Source organism: Streptomyces sp. V4I2, assembly GCF_030817655.1.
GTDB lineage: Bacteria > Actinomycetota > Actinomycetes > Streptomycetales > Streptomycetaceae > Streptomyces > Streptomyces plumbiresistens.
In genome coordinates this window covers 1,822,997-1,839,523 of record NZ_JAUSZM010000003.1, presented here as the reverse complement: position 1 = coordinate 1,839,523, position 16,527 = coordinate 1,822,997, and the positions used below count along the sequence as shown (strand labels likewise).

Sequence of the window (16,527 nt, the reverse complement as noted above, 5' to 3'; positions counted from 1 at the left end):
ATCAGAGCTGCGACAGCTCGTCCACCAGGTCGTCCAGACCCAGCGAGCCCTGCGAAAGAGCCGCCATGTGCCAGGACTTGAGGTCGAAGGCGTCGCCGTGCCGCTCGCGCGCCTTCTCGCGGCCGAGCAGCCAGGCCCGCTCGCCGAGCTTGTAGCCGATCGCCTGCCCCGGGATCGTCAGATAGCGGGTCAGCTCACTCTCCACGAAGTCCGCCGGGCGGCTGCTGTGCGCCCCGAAGAACTCCTGCGCCAGCTCCGGAGTCCAGCGCTCGCCCGGGTGGAAGGGGGAGTCCGCCGGGATCTCCAGCTCCAGGTGCATGCCGATGTCGACGATGACCCGGGCGGCCCGCATCATCTGCGCGTCCAGGTAGCCGAGCCGCTGCTCCGCGTCGGTGAGGAAGCCCAGCTCGTCCATCAGCCGCTCCGCGTACAGCGCCCAGCCCTCCGCGTTGGCGCTGACCATGCCGATGGAGGCCTGGTAACGGGAGAGGCTCCCGGCGACGTGCACCCACTGCGCGAGCTGGAGGTGATGCCCGGGGACGCCCTCGTGGTACCAGGTCGAGACGAGGTCGTAGACCGGGAAGCGGGTCTGGCCCATCGTCGGCAGCCAGGTGCGGCCCGGCCGTGAGAAGTCCTCCGACGGCGGCGTGTAGTACGGGGCCGCGGCGCCGCCGGGCGGGGCGATCCGGGACTCCACCTTCCGTACCCGCTCGGCGAGTTCGAAGTGCGTGCCGTCGAGCGTCTCGATGGCCTGGTCCATCAGGCCCTGCAGCCAGTCGCGGACCTCGTCGACGCCCTCGATGTGCTTGCCGTGCTCGTCGAGGTGGGCGAGCGCCACCCACGGCGTCCCGGCGCCGGGCAGGACCTTCTCGGCCTCGCGCTTCATCTCGGCGAGCAGCCGGTGGTACTCGGACCAGCCGTACGCGTACGCCTCGTCCAGGTCGAGATCGGTGCCGTTGAAGTAGCGCGACCAGCGGGCGTAGCGCTCCCGGCCCACCGTGTTCGGGGCGCCCTCGATGGTCGGTACGTACACCTCGCGCATCCAGTCCCGCAGCCCGGCCACGGCCGCGGTCGCCGCGCGGGCGGCCTCGTCGAGCTCGGTGCGCAGCGAGTCGGGGCCCGCCGACGCGAAGTCCTCGAACCAGCCGCGTCCCTCGCCGTTGGTGTCCGTCCACTCGGTGAGCTGCTCGACGAAGGTGGCCGTCGGCCGCGGGGCCGCGTACAGCTTGCGCTCCAGGCCCAGCGTGAGGGACGCGCGGTAGCCCGCCAGCGCGGTCGGCACCGCGCGCAGCCGCTCGGCGACGGCCGCCCAGTCCTCGTCGGTCTCCGTCGGCGTGACCGTGAAGATGTCCCGCACCGAGTGCGCGGGCGTGGCCAGGTTGCCGACGGCGCGCAGCCCCTCGTCCGCCTCGTGCACGGCGAGCTCCGCGCCGAGCCGCTCCCGCAGCAGTCGCGCACACCGGCGCTCGATGTCACTGTCCGCGCCGGGCTGCCGCTCGGCCTCGTCGAGCCTGGCCAGTGTCGTCCGCTGGAGTTCCGCGAGCGCCTCCTGGCCCGCGGGCGAGAGGTCGGGCAGCCTGCTCGAACTCTCCTTCACGCCGAGATACGTACCGGTCACCGGGTCGAGGGCGATGAGCTCGTCGACATAGGCGTCGGCGACCTCACGGGGCAGCGGGCTCTTGGTGTCAGACATGGGGACCATCCTCGTACGAGGTGTCGCCGCACGTCACCCGGATTGAGCCGAGGGCGTATCGGGCGGCAGGAGGGGCCCGCAGTCCCACTGCTGGAAGATCAACCGGGTCTCCACGCGGGCCACTTCGCGCCGGGACGTGAACTCGTCGAGGACCAGGCGCTGCAGGTCGGTCATGTCGGCGACGGCCACATGGACGAGGTAGTCGTCCGGGCCGGTGAGATGGAAGACGGTCCGGGACTCCGGCAGCGCCCGGATCCGCTCGACGAACGGCCCCACCAACTCCCGCCGGTGCGGCCGGACCTGCACGGACAGCAGCGCCTGAAGGCCCCGGCCCAGCCTGGCCGGGTCGAGCCGGAGCTGATGGCCGAGGATGACGCCGGCGCGGCGCAGCCGGGTGACCCGGTCCAGACAGGTCGAGGGCGCGACCCCGACCTGCGCGGCGAGGTCCCGGTAGGTGGTCCGGGCGTCGTTCTGCAGCAGGCGCAGCAGATGCAGGTCCACCGGATCCAGTACGACGGATTCGGCCATGGGTCGAACGTAACACGGGGCCTGATCCCTCCGGCCCGTTCCGTGTTCACCCTTCCGTCCATGGACTCACCGAGAGCACTGGCAACCGAGGCCGTCCACGCCGGCCGTGACGACCTCGCCCGGCAGGGCCTGCACGCCCCGCCGATCGACCTGTCCACGACGTACCCCTCGTACGACAGCCGCGGCGAGGCCGCCCGCATCGACGCCTTCGCGGCCACGGGCGCCGAACCGGACGGCCCGCCCGTGTACGGGCGGCTCGGCAACCCGACCGTCGCCCGCTTCGAGACCGCCCTCGCCCGGCTGGAGGGCACCGAGGCCGCGGTCGCCTTCGCCAGCGGGATGGCCGCCCTGAGCGCCGTCCTTCTCGTACGGTCGTCCCTGGGACTGCGGCACGTGGTGGCCGTACGCCCGCTGTACGGCTGCAGCGACCACCTGCTGACCGCGGGGCTGCTCGGCTCCGAGGTGACCTGGACCGACCCGGCCGGGATCGCGGACGCGCTGCGGCCCGACACCGGCCTGGTGATGGTGGAGTCCCCGGCCAATCCCACGCTCGCCGAGCTGGACCTGAGGGCCGTCGCCCACGCCTGCGGCTCGGTGCCGCTGCTCGCCGACAACACGTTCGCCACACCCGTCCTGCAACGCCCGGCCGAGCACGGCGCGCGGCTGGTGCTGCACAGCGCCACCAAGTACCTCGGCGGGCACGGGGATGTCATGGCCGGGGTGGTGGCCTGCGACGAGGAGTTCGCCGGGCGGCTGCGGCAGGTCCGGTTCGCCACGGGCGGCGTGCTGCATCCGCTGGCCGGCTATCTGCTGCTGCGCGGGCTCGCGACCCTGCCGGTACGGGTACGGGCCGCGTCCGCGAACGCCGCCGAACTCGCCCGGCGCCTGACCGCCGACCCGCGCGTGGGCCGCGTCCACTATCCGCGCATCGGCGGCGCGATGATCGCCTTCGAGGTGTACGGCGACCCGCACGAGGTCATCGGCGGCGTCCGCCTGATCACCCCGGCCGTGAGCCTCGGCAGCGTCGACACCCTCATCCAGCACCCGGCGTCCATCAGCCACCGCATCGTGGACGCCGAGGACCGCCGGAGCGCGGGAGTGAGCGATCGACTACTGCGCCTGTCGGTGGGCTTGGAGGACGTGGAGGACCTGTGGGCTGATCTGGACGGCGCGCTGGCGCGCCCCCACAGGGGCGCGGGGAACTGCGCGACCAGCCACAGCGAACCCGCAGCCGCCGGTCGCGCCACAGCCCCTACGGCGCTTCGACCCTCGTAATCCCCACCGTGCCCTCTGTCGCTCCCAGCGGAGTCTCCAAGCGGGCCGTGATGACCAGGGTCCCCTCCTCGATCTGATAGTCGAGGGGGAGCCCCAGACCACGCATCGCGGCGACCATCCCGGTGTTGGACGACTGCGTCACGGCGTACACACTCTCGCAGCCCGCCTCGACCGCCATCCCCACCAACCTGCGGAGCAACTCGCTGCCGATGCCGCGCCGCTGCCAGGCGTCCTCGATGAGCAGGGCGACCTCCGTCTCGTCCCCGTCCCACAGCAGATGGCCGAGGCCGACGACGCGTCCGGAGGCGGTCTGCACGGCGAGCGTCCGCCCGAAGCGCGGGCTGAGCAGGTGGTTGAGGTAGCGGTCGGCGTCACCGATCGGACCGTGGTACCGCATGCCGAGCGTGCGCTGCGAGCACCGCTCGTGCATCGCCTTCGCGGCCTCCAGGTCGTCCACGTCGGCCCGGCGCACGGTGATGTCGCTGCCCTCGGGCAGCGTCAGCACGTCATGGCTGCGCGGCACCCGCGGACCGAGCCGCGCGTCCAGCTCCACCAGCGCCCGCACCCGCGCGAACTCCGTCGGGGTGAACGGCAGGTACGGCCGCTCCACGGTGAGCACTCCGCCTTCCGGCGCCCGAAGCCGCATCACGGTGTCCTCCAGCACTCCTTCGGCCGGTACGGCCTCCGGCCCGCTGCCGCTGCCGGCCACCGGCTTGGCGGGCAGCGAGCGGATGGTGCACCGGCCCAGCAACTGGCGCAGTGCCAGCGGCAGTTCCGCCGCGTCCAGGGCGGTACGGGCGGCCAGGCCCAGCATCCGGGTCGGCGCGTCCACGAGGTCGTGGGTGTCCGCCCGCTCGATCCAGGTGTCACTGCCGCCGGCCAGCGCGACCGACCGGGTGATGTCGCTGCCCGCCAGGTCGCCGGGAGCACGCAGCAGGAACTCGTCCACCGTGCCGTCGGCCAGCGGGTGCGTCTGCAGGCTGAGGATGTCGACTCGCTGCCCGGCGAGGGCCGCGCACAGGGCGGCCAGCGAGCCCGGCTCGTCCTTCACGGTGGTCCGCATCCGCCACAGCGTGCTCTCCCCGGCCACCGGGTCCGGCGTCGCCGACACCCGGTCGGACGGCCCGGCCTGCTGCCCCGAGGGCAGCGGCCGGGCACCCGTATCACCCGTCGGAGGGGCGTGACCGTGGCGGCGTGACCACCATGTGTGGAACCCCACCGTGGCGACCAGGACCATCGCCGAGACCAGCAGCAGCTCCGGGCCGTCGGGCCCGTGCCCGACCAGGTTCGCCACGGCGTCCGCCACCGCCACGGCCGTGAACAGAGCAGCGAGTTCGACCACGTCGCGCCGCCAGTGGTGGACGGGGCGACCGTTCTTGGTGCGCGTCACATCGGACACTTTTCGAGTCATGCACCCACTGTGAAGGAACGGTGTTGCGTGATCACGAACGCTTTGTGACTGATCGGTAAAAGGTGGTTCCGTACCTTTTATTTTTCTTTGTACGTTTCTTTGGTGGCCATTACTGACCCACCCGGCCCGGCTGAAGCACCTGTGTGAACAACACGGTGCCGTCCTGTTCCCGCAGCCGTACCGTCAGCTCGCCGCTGTCACCGTCGATGTCCACCTCGCCGAAGAACTGGTACCCGCCGGCCGGAGAGACATTGGCCGTGGTGGGTGCCTTGAGGAAGACCCGGTCCGGGCCGAAGGTGCCGTCCAGCGTGTTCGCGGGGAAGGCGCCCGCGTTGAGCGGCCCGGAGACGAACTCCCAGAACGGCGCGAAGTCCTTGAACGCGGCCCGCGACGGGTCGTAGTGCTGGGCCGAGGTGTAGTGGACGTCGGCCGTCAGCCAGACCGTGCCGGTGATCCGCCGGTGTTTGATGTACCGCAGCAGCTCGGCGATCTGCAGCTCCCGGCCGAGCGGTGCGCCGGGATCGCCCTGCGCGACCGCCTCGATGTTCGGCTTGCCGTCGCCGGTGTCCGGCACGACCAGACCGAGCGGCATGTCGGAGGCGATCACCTTCCACACCGCACGGGAGCGGGCCAGCTCGCGCTTGAGCCACTCCAGCTGCTCCCGGCCGAGGATGCCCTGCGGGTCGGTGGCCTGGTCGTCCGTCGAGTTGGCGTTGCGGTAGGTGCGCATGTCCAGGACGAAGACGTCGAGGAGCGGGCCGTACTTCTGCACCCGGTAGACCCGGCCGTCGGGGCGGCGCAGCGTCGAGATCGGGAAGTACTCCGAGAAGGCCTGCCGGGCGCGGGCGGCGAGGACGTCGACGCTCTTCTCGGTGTACCGGGCATCGGCGAGGATCTCGCCCGGGTACCAGTTGTTGGTGACCTCGTGGTCGTCCCACTGGATGATGGAGGGGACCTGGGCGTTGAAGCGCTTGAGGTTCTCGTCGAGCAGGTTGTAGCGGAAGTTGCCGCGGAACTCCGCCAGGGTCTCGGCGACCTTCGCCTTCTCCTCGGTGGTGACGTTCCGCCAGGTCCGCCCGTCGGGCAGGGCCACGGTCTCGCTGATCGGGCCGTCGGCGTAGATGTTGTCGCCGCTGCACAGGAAGAAGTCCGGGTCGAGCTTCGCCATCGCGTCGTAGATCCGGTAGCCGCCGAACTCCGGGTTGATGCCCCAGCCCTGCCCGGCCAGGTCGCCCGACCAGACGAACCGCACACCGTCGCGCCGTTTCGCCGACGCCGTGCGGAAGGTGCCGGTCACCGGCTCGCCGGTGCGGCGCGGGTCGTCCGGGTCGGCGAGCAGCACCCGGTAGTGGATCTGCTCGCCGGCCGGCAGTCCGCGCAGCGGAGTCGTCCCCGTGAAGTCCGTGTCCGCGCCGAGCAGCGGACCACGCCATCTGCGGGGGTTGCGGAACGACTCGGTGGCGGAGGTCTCCACGATCATCCGGGCCGGACGGTCGGAGCGCACCCACACCAGGCCGGAGTCGCAGGTGACGTCTCCCGCCTGCACGCCCCAGCCCGCCCCGGGACGCCCGGACAGGGCGAACGCCGGCACCGCGCCGACGGCGGCGGGCAGGGTCAGGGCCGCGGATGCGGCCAGGGAGCCGCGCAGGACGCTGCGGCGGCCCGGGAAGGGACGGTGTGACATGGATACGCCTCCAGGGACGGGTTCCGGCCAGTGTGCAGTGACACACCTACTCGTACGCCGCAGCGCCCACGGAAACCACAAGTGAACAACTGACCGTGCCGCCACAAGGGACCCGGCCGACAGCCACCGCGCAACGGCCGGTCGCACCGTCAACTACTCGCCGCACACCGCGATGCAGGACAACCCGTCGGTGAGAGGTCCTCAAGTCCCTTGTGCCCTGGGGCGGGCTCCTCAGCGGCTGCCGTCGAGGATGACGCGCGCGACCAGCGCGGGATCGTCGTTCATCGGGCAGTGGCCGCACCCGGGCAGCCGCACGAGCCGTGCCCGGGGGATGATCTGCTTGGCGCGCACGCCCTGGCGCCGGATGAGCAGCCGGTCCTTCGTGCCCCAGGCGAGGGTGACGGGCAGGCCGGGCACGTCGTCGGTGAACTGGACGGTGCTGCCCGCCCGGAGGGTCTCGGCGAACCCCGTCGCCCGCGCCAGCGCGAGCGTCTCGGCGACGACGGCCTCGGGCGAACGGCGGGTCGGGCGGGCGTAGATGGTGCTCGTCAGGGCCGCGCGACCGACCGCCGTGCGCGCCAGTTGCTCGACCATGGGGAGCGGCATCCGCTCGGCGATCCGCCGCATCGTGACGAGCACGCCGAAGGCGTAACGCCGCTCGGCCTGCGACCAGAACCCGGCCGGGGACAGGGCCGTGACCGAGCGTACGAGCTTCTCCCGGCCGAGCTCCAGGGCGAGCAGGCCGCCGAGCGAGTTGCCCGCCACGTGCGGTCGGTCGAGCTCCATCGCCTCGCAGAAGGCGCCGAACACCGAGGTGGTCGTGGGCAGGTCGTACGCGAGGCCGTCCGGCAGGGCGGGGGAGACGCCGAACCCGGGCAGGTCCACGGCGATCACGTCGCGCTCGGTCGCGAGGATGTCCACGACCGGGTCCCAGGCCTGCCGGTGGTGACCTATGCCGTGCAGCAGGAGCAGCGGTTCGCCGCTGCCCCGGCGTGTGTAGGACACGGTGACGGGCCGGGGGCCCTGTGCGGTGGGCACCTCGAAGGCGACGGTGGCGGACATGGGGCTGCTCCTCGACGGTGGGGAACTCGTTGACGAACGCGGGGTAGACAGCTTGTCAGCAATTGCTACCGGCGGGTAGCCCCTTGAGGGCCCCGGGGCTGGGGCTGGGGCTCCTGGGGCGGCGCGCACCACAATCGCCTGGACACGACCGCGGGTGTCGGTTGGGATGGAGCCGTGACAGCCGACACCGTGACCGACGTCTTCGAAGAGCACCGCCCCGTCCTCCTGGGCGTCGCCTACCGCATGCTCGGGCGGGTGGCCGACGCGGAGGACGTCGTGCAGGAGGCCTGGCTGCGCTGGTCGGGCGCCGACCGCACCGAGGTGCGCGAACCGCGCGCCTATCTGGTGCGGATCACCACCCGGCTCGCCATCGACCGGCTGCGCCAGGTCAAGGCACGCGGCGAGACCTACGTCGGCCCGTGGCTGCCGGAGCCCTACGTCACCGACTTCGGGGACACCGTGCCCGACACCGCGGAACGAGCGGTCCTCGCCGACTCCGTCTCCCTCGCCGTGCTCGTCGTCCTGGAGTCGCTGTCGCCCCTGGAACGCGCGGTGTTCGTCCTCAGGGAGGCCTTCGGCTACCCGTACGCCGACATCGCCGCCATGCTGGAGCGCGGCGAACCGGCCGTGCGGCAGCTCGCCGGGCGGGCCCGCAAGCACGTCGAAGAGCGCCGGCCGCGCTACCAGGTCGACCCCGTGCAGCGCCGCGACCTCACCGAGCGGTTCCTCGCCGCCGCCGGGGAGGGCGACCTGGAAGGACTGATGTCCCTGCTCGCCCCGGACGTGCGGCTCGTGGGCGACAGCGGAGGCAAGGCGAAGGCGCCGCTGCGGGTGCTGGAGACGGCCGACAAGGTGGGCCGCTTCATGATCGGCGTCGCGGAGAAGGGCGGCATCCCGGACCTGTCCTTCCGCTTCCTGGAACTCAACGCGGGGCCCGCCATCCTGGTCCTGTCCGGCGACAAGCCCGACTCCGTCCTCCAGCTGGACGTCCTGGACGGGCGCATCCAGTCCGTCTACGTCATCCGCAACCCCGACAAGCTGCGGTCCCTGGCCGCCTTCTGACGCCCGGCCTCCGGCCCTGTTGTACGAACGCCTCGTGAACGCTGCCCGGCAACGCCGTCGTCCGTTGCGTCAGGGATCGAGGATTGGTCTTGACCAAGGGTAGGGGTCGTCCTATGGTCGCAGAGAAGTGCAACAACCTTTAATAAACAAGGGCGCTAAAACGCCGCGGGACAACGGCGATTGCGGAGGCAAGGGTGGGGACCACGCAGCTGGAAACGGTGCCGGAACCGAAGTACTGGCATCTCAAGACCGTGCTGAGTGAGGCACTGGACACCGAGTTCACGGTGGGCGAGATCCTGCCCAACGAACGCGACCTCGCCGCCCGCTTCGGCGTGGCCCGCGCCACGCTCCGCCAGGCCCTGGAGCAGCTCGAACTGGAAGGCCGCCTGCAGCGCCGCCGCGGAGTCGGTACGACCGTCGCCCCGCCGCGCGTGGGCGTGGCCGTCGGCATGGAGCAGCACGTCTGGCCGGGAGCCGCCGGCGACGACTGGCAGCCCGTCGACTGCGCCCTGGAGGTGCCGCCCGCGGCCGTCGCGGCCGCCCTGGAGACCGGCGCCGAGCAGAACGTGCACCTGGTGCGCCGCTCCCGCACGACCCACGGCCAGCCCGTCGCCGCCGAGCTGCTCTACATCGCTCAGTCGGCGGTGCCCGACCTCTCCGCCATAGACGCGCCCGCCGGCGCCGCACGCGCGCGTGCCGTCCTGCGCGAGCTCCAGCGCCTGGAGCTGGAGGGCCAGGAGAGCGCCGTCGAGCTGGGCTCCGCCCGCGCGGACGACGCCCGGCAGCTGGACCGGCTCCCCGGGGCGCCCGTCCTCGTCGTCACCACCCGCTACATCGCCGAGGGCCGCACGGCCGCGGTCTCCGTCGCCACCTACCGCGCGGACACCTGCCGGCTGACCTTCGGGGACTCCGGCGGCGTGGAGATCCACCAGGGGCCCGAGCGGCGGGCCTCCTGAGTCACCTGGTCGGTGCCCCGGAGCGCCGGGCGTCCTGACCGCCGTAGTGCCATGCTCAGCGCCCCGCAGCCGTCTGCGGGGCGCTGTTGCGTGCGGGTGGCCCTCACCGCCGGGCGGTCATCGTCCCCTCCACCGCGAACAGCTGCTCCTCCACGTGGTCGAGGGCCAGCCGCAGCGCGCCGGTGGCCACGGCCGCCTCGCCCAGCAGCGAGAGGGCGACCTTCGGGGGCCGCAGACAGTAGCGCGCCAGCTCACTGCGCAGCGGTTCCAGTACGCCGTCCAGTCCGGCCGCCCAGCCGCCGACCACGACCAGCTCCGGATCGAGGGCCAGCACGAGTGCCGCCACGTCGTGCACGAGCCGCTGGATGAACCGGTCGACGGCCGCGCGGGCCCGCTGGTCGCCCTCGCGGGCCTGCGCGAAGACCTCGGCGACCGCCTGCTCGTCCAGCGGGTGCAGGGGCTCGCCCGTGGTGGACAGCAGTGTCTCCGGGGTGACCTCACGGCCCAGCAGGTGCAGGGCGCCGATCTCGCCGGCCGCCCCGCCGTAGCCGCGGTGCAGCTGTCCGCCGATCAGCGCGCCGGCGCCCGGGCTCAGCCCGGCCAGCACGAACACGATGTCGTCGGACTCGGTGGCGGATCCCTTCCAGTGCTCGGCGACCGCCGCCGCGTTGGCGTCGTTCTCGACCAGCACCGGACACTTGAAGGAGCGGCTCAGCCGCTCGCCGAGGCGCAGCCCCGTCCATTCGGGCAGCGCGGTCCCCAGCCGGACCGTGCCGTCCGCTTCGACGATCCCCGGCGTGGCGACGCCCACGGCCCGCAGCGAGCCGCGCGGGACACCGGCCCGGCGCAGCAGTTCGGCCACCGCGGTGCGCAGCCGCTCCAGGCGCTCGTCCGCCGAGGCCGTCTCGTCGACGTCCTTGGCCTGCGCGCCGATGATCCGGCCGTCCAGGTCGGACAGGAGCGCGGCTACGCGGTGCGCCCCGATCTCCACCCCCAGCAGATGCCCGGCCTCGGCCCGGAACCGGAACCGCCGCGCGGGCCGCCCCTGCCGCCGCTCCACGCTCTCGTCCGCCGCCTTCTCGACGACGTAACCGGCCTCGATGAGCCCTTCGACGACACCTTCGACGGTCGGCCGGGACAGTCCGGTCACCCGGGTGATCTCGGTCAGCGTCGCGCAGTCGGTGGCGCGCAGCGCGTGCAGCACCACCGCGGAATTGATCCTTCGCAGCAGCGAGGGATCCCCGCCGGTCAGCCGCCCCAACGTCCGTCCTCCCAGCTCGTGCGCGTGTTGGCCGGATCGTACTCGGCGCGGCGGACCCCGGCGAGTGCCGGGACGCGCGAGACGGCCGCCCGGCCCCGCCGACCGGATCCAGCCGGTGGCCATCCGGGTTCCCTCGCGGCTTTCCCGTCGGTCGGCCACCGGCCCGCCGACGCGTTCCGGTCAGCCGGGCGCCACGAACCCCGACTCGTACGCCGCGATCACGGCCTGCGTACGATCCCGCGCCCCCAGCTTCGCCAGTACGGCGCTGACGTGCGACTTCACCGTCTCCGTCCCGACCACCAGCCGGGCGGCGATCTCCGCGTTCGACAGGCCGCGGGCCATCAGCCGCAGCACCTCGGCCTCCCGCTCGGTCAGCTGGGCGCGCTCCATCACGGCGCGGGCCGCGCGGTTGCCGCCGTCGTCGCCGTACTCGGCGGCGAGCTGCCGCACCGAGGCCGGGAACAGCAGCGACTCGCCCTCGGCGACCAGCCGCACCGCGTGCACGATCTCGGCCGGCCGCGCCCGCTTCAGCAGGAACCCGTCGGCCCCGGCCCGCAGCGCCTCGTAGACGTACTCGTCGTTCTCGAACGTAGTGATCACGAGGATCTTCGGCGGATCGTCGACCGTCCGCAGCACCGCGCGCGTGGCCTCGATGCCGTCCAGCAGCGGCATGCGTACGTCCATGGCGACCACGTCGGGCCGCAGCTGCCGCACCAGCGGGATCACCGCCGCCCCGTCGGCCGCCTCCCCGACGACCTCGATGTCGGGCTGCGCCTCCAGCACGGCCCGCAGACCGGCACGTACGAGCGGCTCGTCGTCGACGAGGAGAACGGTGACCGGCATCCGGCCAGCGTAGATCAACGCAACGGCAGTTCGACCTGCACCTGCCAGTCGCCCTCGTCCGGCCCGGTGTGCGCACGGCCGCCGAGCAGGGCCGCGCGCTCGCGTATGCCGCGCAGGCCGCTGCCCCGGCCGGGACCCGGTATCTCGGCGGTGAGCGGATTGCGCACCTCTAGGCCGAGACTGCTGTCGTCAACCTCGATGCGGATCCGCACGGGGACGGCTCCCGCGTGCCGCAACACGTTGGTCAGTGACTCCTGGAGGATGCGGTAGCCCTCGCGGGAGACCGGTCCCGGCACGGTGTCCAGGGGCCCGGTCACGTCGACGTCGACCTTCGCCCCGGAGGCGCGGGCCGACTCCAGCAGACGGTCGGCGTCGGTGAGCGTCGGGCGACTGCTGACAGGCCGCTGCGACTCCCGCAGGATGCCCAGCACTCGTTCCAGGTCCTCCAGCGCGGCCCGGCCGGTCTCCTCGATGGCGTCCAGGGCCCGGTCGGTGAACGCGGGGTCCTTCGCCGCGCGTGCCGCGCCCGCCTGCACCACGGCGACGGTCAGCGCATGGCCGATGGAGTCGTGCAGTTCGCGGGCGATGCGGGTGCGCTCCAGCAGCTGTTCGGTGCGCTCCTCCATGGCGGCGAGCCGCTCCGCGGGGGAGGGGCCGAGGAGGCGGCGGGCGAGTGCGGTGATGAGCCGGCCCGGGGCGACCACGGTCACCGCCAGCGCGACCAGCGTCAGGGGCACGAGCAGGATGTGCCACCAGTAGTGACCGTCGAGGAGGAGCAGCACACCCTCCTCGACGTCACGGCCGAACGCCGCCGACACCAAGTCGACCGAGGCGAGGAGCAGTTGAACGGTGAGGAACGAGGTCGCGCAGCCGAGCAGCAGCCGCGTCTCCAGCCACACGACGAGCCGCCCCCGGTCGCCCCAGGAGGCGGACGGCGCGACGACGATCTCGGTGCTCTCATTGTCGGGCCTGTGACCGGTCAGCAACAGCCTGGCCTGCAGCCCCTCCACGGTGCGCATCGCGGGCACCAGCCCGACCGGGGCGAGCACCGCGGCCGCCACCACCCAGGTCCACCACGCTTCCTCGATGAACAGCCACATGCTCGGCCACACGACGGCGATGAACAGATGCAGCAATCGTGTGTACGTCACCGCCCGACCGAACGGGCGCAGCATGCGGGCCATTTCGTCATCGTGCCAGCCGCCACTGACAACGGACCTCCCCCGCACGGGGGAGACGATCTCCACGCGCCGGGGGAGGCCCCGCCCCGCTCCCCGCGGCCAGGCTGCTGCCATGACCAGCATCGACGTCCAGGACTTCACCAAGGAGTACGGCACCCGACGAGCCGTCGACCACCTCAGCTTCCGTGTCCTGCCCGGCCGCGTCACCGGCTTCCTCGGCCCCAACGGCGCCGGAAAGTCCACCACCATGCGGCTGGTGCTCGGCCTCGACCGGCCGACCTCCGGCTCCGCCACGATCGGCGGCCGTGCCTACGCCACGCTGCACGAACCCCTCCACCAGGTGGGCGCCCTGCTCGACGCGCAGGCCGCACACGGCTCCCGCACCGGCCGCGACCACCTGCGCACCCTGGCGGCGGGCAACCGCATCCCGGACCGCCGGGTCGACGAACTGCTGGAGGAGACCGGGCTCGCCTCGGTGGCGCGGCGCCGGGTGCGGACGTACTCCCTGGGCATGCGACAGCGGCTCGGCATCGCCGGCGCCCTGCTCGGCGACCCCGAGGTGGTCATGCTCGACGAGCCGTCGAACGGCCTCGACCCCGAAGGCATCATCTGGATCCGCGAGTTGCTGCGCCGGCTCGCGGCCGAGGGACGCACGATCCTGGTCTCCAGCCATCTGATGAACGAGACCGCGTCCTTCGCCGACCATCTCGTGGTCCTCGGCCGCGGTCGCCTGCTCGCCGACACCCCGATGCGGGAGTTCATCCACGCGCGCGTGCGGCCCCGCGTACGCATCCGTACATCGGACCCCACCGCGCTCAAGGCGGTCCTCGCCCGGCACGGCCACGACGCCGAGCAGCACGAGGACGGGCACTGGACCGTGCACCACGCGCGCGTGGACGACATCGGCCGGCTCATGTCGAGCGCGGGCGTGCCGGTCCTCGAACTGGCCGCTGTGGAAGGCACGTTGGAACAGGCCTATCTCGACCTCACGGCCTCGGAAGCCGAGTTCGCCGCCCACCCGTCCGCGACGCAGCCGCAGGAGGCCTGACATGTCGTTCGCACCCGTTCTGCGCGCAGAGTGGCTGAAGATCCGCACACTGCGCTCGCTGTGCGGAGCACTGCTGGCGGTGTTCGCCGCGACCACCGCGTTCTCCGCCATCGCCGGGGTCTCCGAGACGTCCGACCCCGAGTTCGACCCGCTGTTCATGGCACTCTCCGGGGTCGCGCCCGGCCAGATCGCCGCGATCTCCTTCGGTGCGATGGCCGTGTCGTCAGAACTCCACGGGGGTGGGCTCCGGCTGACCTTCGCCGCGGTGCCGCAGCGCGGACGCTGGTTCGCCGCCAAGGTGACCGCGATCGCCGTACCCGCCCTCCTCGTGGGACTGCTCACCGCCTTCGTTGCCCTCGTCGTGGCACGGGCCGGCCTCGGCGAAGCGGCGAGCGGGCTCACCGTCGAGGAGCAGCTGCGCGGGGTCGTGGGCGGCGGGACCTACCTGATGCTGATGGCACTGTTCGCGGCCGGTCTGGCTGCCCTGCTGCGCAGCGGAGTCGCCACGCTGTCCCTTCTGATCCCGTTCATCCTGGTCGTCTCGTTCGTCATCGGGGACGCGGCGGGCACCGTCACCGACTTCCTGCCCGACCGAGCCGGCCAGGTGGTCCTCCACCAGACGTACGACGGCACGCTGGGCCCGTGGTCCGGGCTCGCGGTGACCGCGCTCTGGACGGCGGCGGCGCTGCTGGCGGGGGCGTGGAGCGTGCGGCGCCGGGACGCCTGACGCCGGGATGTCTGACGCCACACCAATTGTCAGTGGCGCCGGGTTTACTGGACCACATGAACATCGCACGGCACATCGCGCTCATCGACGAGCTGTGCTTCCGACCCTTTCCGGCGGAGCGCGGCTCCTCGGACGTCGGCGTGGAGGGACCCGGGTACCACGTCGCGGTGTTAGAGAGAAGCCAGGGTGCGGCGGACAGCGAATGCGGTGTGCGCGCCACGACGGTGGAGCAGTACGAGAAGGACCGGGACGCCCTGTACGAACTGCTGGCGCCGCGCTGGGGACACACGGCACCGATGAGCCTGCAGACCACCCTGTTGCGTACCGAGCGGGAGGAGATACCCGAGCCGTGGGCGTTGCTCAGCGCGGACGCACGCCTCGCGTACGTGTGGGAGGCGGAGGGCACCGGCCGTTGGGCCGCGGTGGCCGTCGCCGACCTCAACCCGTCCGACGAGGTCCGACTCCTCGCCGTGGTCACGGAGATCGACCCGCCGTGACCGAGCGCTGTTACCGGCCATTTCGGACGTCTCCGGTTGACCGAGGCCCCCGTGTTCGGCAGGGTCGCCGGTCGGGACAGGGGCACGCGACTGACGTCGAGGTGAGGTCGTGGCATGCGGGCGATCGTCGTAGGGGCGGGCATCGGGGGACTGGCCGCGACGCTGAGCCTGCGCCGCGCCGGCCATGAGGTCACACTCGTCGAGCAGACGCCGCGATTCACCGAGATCGGAGCCGGGATCCAACTCGCGCCCCACGCCACCCGCGTGCTGCGCCGACTCGACCTCCTCGACGAGGTGGCCGCGCCCGCCGCCCGCCCCTCCCACCTGAGCTTCCGCACCTGGTCCGACGGAGCGGAGATCTGCCGCTACGCGCTGGGCCGCGAGGTCGAGGACACGTTCGGGGCGCCCTACCTCCTGCTCCACCGGGCCGATCTCCACCAGGCCCTGGCCGCCGCGGTGCCGCCCCGGTCGGTGCGCCTGAACACGGCTGTCGTGGGAATCGACCAGGACGACGAGGCCGCCTACGTGACCACGGCCGGCGGCGAGCACCTGCGCGCGGACCTGGTTGTGGCAGCCGACGGGATACGGTCCGCGGCCCGCCAGTGGCTCTTCGGCGCGGACGAGGCGGTGTTCTCGAAAACCGCCGCCTACCGGGCGCTGCTCCCGCCCGACCAGGTGGCCGACCTGGACCTGCCGCAACTCGGCGTCTGGCTCGGACCGGGCCGGCACTTCGTCCACTACCGGGTGCGTCGCGGGGAACTGCTCAACGTCGTGGCCGTGTTCGGGACGGAGGCGGCGCAGGAGTCGTGGACCGCTCGGGCGGAACCGGGAGAGCAACTGCGGGAGTTCGACGGGTGGGACCCCCGCGTGCTCGACGTCCTGGAACGCGCGGGACAGGTCTTCCGCTACGGCCTATACACCCGTGCCCCGCTCGCCCGATGGAACATCGGACGGGTGACCCTGCTGGGTGACAGCGCCCACGCGATGGTGCCGTTCCAGGCGCAGGGCGCGGCACAGGCGATCCTGGACGCGGCCGTACTCGGTGACGCCCTCGCGGGAGCGACCCCGGCCGACGTACCCGACGCACTCGACCGGTACGTGAGCCGACGGCTGGCGACCGCCACCGACGTGCAGGCCGGCTCCGCGCGGGCGGGGGAGGAGTTCCACCTGCCGGACGGCCCCGAGGCCCAGGCGCGCAACGCCCGCATGGCGGCACACGCGGCCACGGACAGGTTCCTGCCGCAGGCGACGGCGTGGGGCGCCGACGTCCTCTAGGGCGCCTCCAGGACCTGCCTTTGC

The 16,527-nt window shown here is 72.4% G+C and carries 15 protein-coding genes; 7 read left to right on the top strand and 8 right to left on the bottom strand.

The genetic code is table 11. From position 1 onward, the window contains the following. Nucleotide 1: 1 nt before the first annotated feature. On the bottom strand, nt 2-1,693 hold the full coding sequence (locus tag QFZ76_RS09350) for a DUF885 domain-containing protein (RefSeq protein WP_307673287.1): 1,692 nt from the start codon (nt 1,691-1,693) through the stop codon (nt 2-4). A 33-nt stretch (nt 1,694-1,726) separates the two neighbouring features. Continuing rightward, nucleotides 1,727-2,221, bottom strand: a complete 495-nt coding sequence (locus tag QFZ76_RS09345; protein ID WP_266443595.1) for an Lrp/AsnC family transcriptional regulator — start codon at nt 2,219-2,221, stop codon at nt 1,727-1,729. Nucleotides 2,222-2,281: 60 nt separating this feature from the next. Between QFZ76_RS09345 and QFZ76_RS09340 the strand changes: the two genes are divergently transcribed. Next, nucleotides 2,282-3,496 carry a PLP-dependent aspartate aminotransferase family protein gene (locus tag QFZ76_RS09340; RefSeq protein WP_307673286.1) on the top strand — a complete coding sequence of 405 codons (1,215 nt, stop codon included), beginning with the start codon at nt 2,282-2,284 and terminating at the stop codon, nt 3,494-3,496. Here QFZ76_RS09340 and QFZ76_RS09335 read toward each other — a convergent pair. From QFZ76_RS09335 to QFZ76_RS09325, 3 genes are all read right to left on the bottom strand, one after another. Further along, the gene (locus tag QFZ76_RS09335) at nt 3,474-4,907 is read right to left on the bottom strand and encodes a GNAT family N-acetyltransferase (RefSeq protein WP_307673285.1); all 1,434 of its coding nucleotides are present in this window, start codon (nt 4,905-4,907) and stop codon (nt 3,474-3,476) included. The genes QFZ76_RS09340 and QFZ76_RS09335 overlap by 23 nt on opposite strands. A gap of 109 nt (nt 4,908-5,016) precedes the next feature. Beyond that, nucleotides 5,017-6,591 (bottom strand): alkaline phosphatase, encoded by a 1,575-nt coding sequence (locus QFZ76_RS09330; RefSeq protein ID WP_307673284.1) that lies wholly within the window; start codon nt 6,589-6,591, stop codon nt 5,017-5,019. A gap of 231 nt (nt 6,592-6,822) precedes the next feature. Then, nucleotides 6,823-7,653, bottom strand: coding sequence for an alpha/beta fold hydrolase (locus QFZ76_RS09325; protein WP_307673283.1), 831 nt, complete (start codon nt 7,651-7,653; stop codon nt 6,823-6,825). A 174-nt stretch (nt 7,654-7,827) separates the two neighbouring features. On the opposite strand from QFZ76_RS09325, the gene QFZ76_RS09320 reads away from it, so the two are divergent. Both QFZ76_RS09320 and QFZ76_RS09315 read left to right on the top strand, forming a co-directional pair. After that, nucleotides 7,828-8,715, top strand: a complete 888-nt coding sequence (locus QFZ76_RS09320; RefSeq protein WP_307673282.1) for an RNA polymerase sigma-70 factor — start codon at nt 7,828-7,830, stop codon at nt 8,713-8,715. Between the two features lie 194 nt (nt 8,716-8,909). Further along, nucleotides 8,910-9,671, top strand: a complete 762-nt coding sequence (locus tag QFZ76_RS09315) for a GntR family transcriptional regulator (protein WP_307673281.1) — start codon at nt 8,910-8,912, stop codon at nt 9,669-9,671. A gap of 103 nt (nt 9,672-9,774) precedes the next feature. Here QFZ76_RS09315 and QFZ76_RS09310 read toward each other — a convergent pair whose 3' ends face one another. From QFZ76_RS09310 to QFZ76_RS09300, 3 genes are all read right to left on the bottom strand, one after another. Then, nucleotides 9,775-10,932: an ROK family transcriptional regulator gene (locus tag QFZ76_RS09310; protein WP_307673280.1), complete on the bottom strand. Its 1,158-nt coding sequence runs from the start codon at nt 10,930-10,932 to the stop codon at nt 9,775-9,777. Nucleotides 10,933-11,112: 180 nt separating this feature from the next. Next, nucleotides 11,113-11,775, bottom strand: a complete 663-nt coding sequence (locus tag QFZ76_RS09305; protein WP_043668383.1) for a response regulator transcription factor — start codon at nt 11,773-11,775, stop codon at nt 11,113-11,115. 14 nt (nt 11,776-11,789) lie between these two features. Continuing rightward, nucleotides 11,790-12,959, bottom strand: coding sequence for a sensor histidine kinase (locus tag QFZ76_RS09300; RefSeq protein ID WP_307673279.1), 1,170 nt, complete (start codon nt 12,957-12,959; stop codon nt 11,790-11,792). 109 nt (nt 12,960-13,068) lie between these two features. On the opposite strand from QFZ76_RS09300, the gene QFZ76_RS09295 reads away from it, so the two are divergent. The 4 genes from QFZ76_RS09295 (at nt 13,069) to QFZ76_RS09280 (ending at nt 16,503) form a co-directional block, all read left to right on the top strand. Continuing rightward, a complete protein-coding gene (locus QFZ76_RS09295) occupies nt 13,069-14,004 on the top strand; it encodes an ABC transporter ATP-binding protein (RefSeq protein ID WP_307673278.1) in 936 nt (311 codons plus the stop codon). Nucleotide 14,005: 1 nt separating this feature from the next. Further along, complete coding sequence (locus QFZ76_RS09290; RefSeq protein ID WP_307673277.1) at nt 14,006-14,731, top strand: ABC transporter permease; 726 nt, start codon at nt 14,006-14,008, stop codon at nt 14,729-14,731. 56 nt (nt 14,732-14,787) lie between these two features. Continuing rightward, nucleotides 14,788-15,228, top strand: coding sequence for a hypothetical protein (locus QFZ76_RS09285; RefSeq protein WP_307673276.1), 441 nt, complete (start codon nt 14,788-14,790; stop codon nt 15,226-15,228). A gap of 114 nt (nt 15,229-15,342) precedes the next feature. Further along, entirely contained in the window at nt 15,343-16,503 is a 1,161-nt protein-coding gene (locus QFZ76_RS09280) for an FAD-dependent monooxygenase (protein ID WP_307673275.1), read from the top strand. Nucleotides 16,504-16,527: the final 24 nt, after the last annotated feature.

Excerpts from the sequence above, each read along its gene's own strand:
- QFZ76_RS09350 (WP_307673287.1), bottom strand. The coding sequence starts at position 1,693 with ATGTCTGACACCAAGAGCCCGCTGCCCCGTGAGGTCGCCGACGCCTAT.
- QFZ76_RS09345 (WP_266443595.1), bottom strand. The coding sequence starts at position 2,221 with ATGGCCGAATCCGTCGTACTGGATCCGGTGGACCTGCATCTGCTGCGC.
- QFZ76_RS09340 (WP_307673286.1), top strand. The coding sequence starts at position 2,282 with ATGGACTCACCGAGAGCACTGGCAACCGAGGCCGTCCACGCCGGCCGT.
- QFZ76_RS09335 (WP_307673285.1), bottom strand. The coding sequence starts at position 4,907 with ATGACTCGAAAAGTGTCCGATGTGACGCGCACCAAGAACGGTCGCCCC.
- QFZ76_RS09330 (WP_307673284.1), bottom strand. The coding sequence starts at position 6,591 with ATGTCACACCGTCCCTTCCCGGGCCGCCGCAGCGTCCTGCGCGGCTCC.
- QFZ76_RS09325 (WP_307673283.1), bottom strand. The coding sequence starts at position 7,653 with ATGTCCGCCACCGTCGCCTTCGAGGTGCCCACCGCACAGGGCCCCCGG.
- QFZ76_RS09305 (WP_043668383.1), bottom strand. The coding sequence starts at position 11,775 with ATGCCGGTCACCGTTCTCCTCGTCGACGACGAGCCGCTCGTACGTGCC.
- QFZ76_RS09300 (WP_307673279.1), bottom strand. The coding sequence starts at position 12,959 with ATGGCCCGCATGCTGCGCCCGTTCGGTCGGGCGGTGACGTACACACGA.
- QFZ76_RS09295 (WP_307673278.1), top strand. The coding sequence starts at position 13,069 with ATGACCAGCATCGACGTCCAGGACTTCACCAAGGAGTACGGCACCCGA.
- QFZ76_RS09290 (WP_307673277.1), top strand. The coding sequence starts at position 14,006 with ATGTCGTTCGCACCCGTTCTGCGCGCAGAGTGGCTGAAGATCCGCACA.
- QFZ76_RS09285 (WP_307673276.1), top strand. The coding sequence starts at position 14,788 with ATGAACATCGCACGGCACATCGCGCTCATCGACGAGCTGTGCTTCCGA.
- QFZ76_RS09280 (WP_307673275.1), top strand. The coding sequence starts at position 15,343 with ATGCGGGCGATCGTCGTAGGGGCGGGCATCGGGGGACTGGCCGCGACG.